This is a genomic window from uncultured Planktosalinus sp. (assembly GCF_963973675.1).
Classification (GTDB): Bacteria; Bacteroidota; Bacteroidia; order Flavobacteriales; family Flavobacteriaceae; genus Planktosalinus.
This window is the reverse complement of sequence record NZ_CAXBAN010000416.1, coordinates 1-2,114: the sequence shown is the minus strand read 5'-3', so window position 1 is coordinate 2,114 and position 2,114 is coordinate 1. Positions and strand designations below refer to the sequence as shown.

The 2,114-nt window shown below is 31.1% G+C and carries 4 protein-coding genes; all 4 read right to left on the bottom strand.

The genetic code is table 11. The features are described from left to right. Positions 1-243: hypothetical protein (locus AACY61_RS12830; protein WP_339611977.1), on the bottom strand; the 243-nt coding region annotated here is incomplete at its 3' end. A 318-nt stretch (positions 244-561) separates the two neighbouring features. Continuing rightward, on the bottom strand, positions 562-930 hold the full coding sequence (locus AACY61_RS12825; protein WP_228249708.1) for a type II toxin-antitoxin system VapC family toxin: 369 nt from the start codon (positions 928-930) through the stop codon (positions 562-564). A gap of 94 nt (positions 931-1,024) precedes the next feature. Further along, positions 1,025-1,750: a hypothetical protein gene (locus AACY61_RS12820; RefSeq protein ID WP_228249709.1), complete on the bottom strand. Its 726-nt coding sequence runs from the start codon at positions 1,748-1,750 to the stop codon at positions 1,025-1,027. Positions 1,751-1,811: 61 nt separating this feature from the next. Beyond that, positions 1,812-2,114: hypothetical protein (locus AACY61_RS12815; RefSeq protein ID WP_339611976.1), on the bottom strand; the 303-nt coding region annotated here is incomplete at its 5' end.

Here is a 2,114-nt window from a genome sequence, read left to right as displayed (position 1 = left end):
TAAATATCGCATATTATCAATATGCTCTTCAATCTTAGGCAAATCTTTTATCACTGGCATCACCTCAGAAACTATGTATTTGTTTTCTTCTTGTGTAAACTGATTTAAATATTTCTCTAAAATTCTCACACAATTATCTTTGGATAACGCAATTAATTCCCGTTCAGAATTGAGGTTGTTTACAAATATTGAATATAATTTTTCAACCATCATCAATGAGTGCTCTACTTTGGTTTGACTCATCTGTTCTTTATGGTTTTTTTCCTGTTGCCTGTAGGTAAAAACAACTCCAAATAACGTAAAAATTCAAACTATAGGTGAAACCAGGTTATTTGAATACTCTGAAGCTTTTAAGTTCTTTAAAACAACCTCAGAACTACAACTTATAATCTGAACCCCAGCAACAAAAACAATTCCTAAAATTGCAAAATTAGCGTCCAAGATAATACCCTATCAGGTTTTGACTTTTTCCACATAAATTATATTGTAAAAGTTAAAACTATAAATCTTTTGACTTAGCTATTAACTCGTCTACAGTTAACACAACTCCTCCAAGTTCAATTACTTTATTTTTAAATCATTAGTAATTAAAGTGAGGTTGTTTTTAATAGCTGTTTCTCCAATAAGTGCGTCGTTTGTTTTTTTTAAATTCCCAGTCCTTAACCTTTCAATTAAATTCCCATCTCCGATCTTTGCTGAGCCTATCCTAGAAGTTCCTACTACAAAAGATTCAGTGGGGATTTTTTCAGGTCTCAACTCTATCATAAAATTTAAAAGCTTCGCTCTTTTTTCCTTATTAGGACATTCATTAATTTCATCAACCTGAATATGAGTTATAAATAATTCAAAATCTTCTTTCTCAAAAACCGCTATTTCAAGTTTCCCAGTCAATAAGTCGTCGAAAACATTAGAATCTAGTATTAACTTCATGGAATTATTCTTTTATCAAAATAAAAATCCACATTGGGAATACCCGAAAGAAAATTTTTAAAATCTTTTACAAATGCTTGTTCACCTGCCATAATTAAATAGACCTAAAAAGATTGGTAAATAAATGAAAATGACCAGGATAATCTTCAATTTTCATATCTCTAATTACGGGTTGCATTTTTGTGATGATCTTCCGGTAAGAGAATGCTTCAGTTTTTGTTTCGACCCCAAGAATCCAATCATTAGTATTGAGATCCTTAATTTTCAATCTTATTATTTCAATTGGCCGTAAAATAGGATAGAGTAAAAAAGAAATAAATTGAATTAAGTATGGATCATGTTCCTTTAGATAATCTTTTATCTCAATTAATTGTGAATGCGTAAAAGGATGATTTTTTAGTGGATCAGATTTGAGATTTGGGATGCCTTTGATGAAATTGTGTTCAATAAATCTTTTGTTCTTAAGTTCAGTAAACAAAGCAGATATTACACGCCTTGTATTATTGATACTTGCATTAGATAATCGTTTTCCTGAAGATTTGTTTACATAATCCAATTCTAAGTAATCCATAAATTGATAAAAGTCTTCAAGCTTAAATTTGTCTATCGGTAAGCCAGACTTAAAATTAATGTCAGCCCATTCTAAGAAAAATTGTGATCTAACCTTATAATCAAGAGCGGTACTCTCTTTTGTGTTTTTTAATTTAATTTCAAGAGCATATTTTATTGCAGATTTTAAGGTATGATTTTGTTTTTTAGGGGCAGACCTTTGGGTATTCAATTTGTTTTTTAAAGGGTTCCATCCCTGTTCTAGTAACATTTGATACGATCTTTGATAGGCCTTTGCTACTTATTCACGCTCTGCTACTGTTTTTTTTGGTTTATTCCGCGATAATACTTGCATTTAATATCCATTTTGCCAGTTTCAGGATTTCGCCAATAAAAGTAGACATACCATTTATCGCCAGGAGCAACACTCTTACGACCATTTTTTTTGGTATATAAATTTTCACTTCTGAATATTTGTTTTTACTCATATCCACTATTTTGAACAAAATAGGCTCCTTTGTGATATACACCTCAATTTTCATAGAAGTAATATTGAGGGCTAAAAACGGCAAAACCCCTGTAATTGCAGGGGTTTTGCTCTCTAGTACCTTGGGTGGGAATCGAACCCACACTCT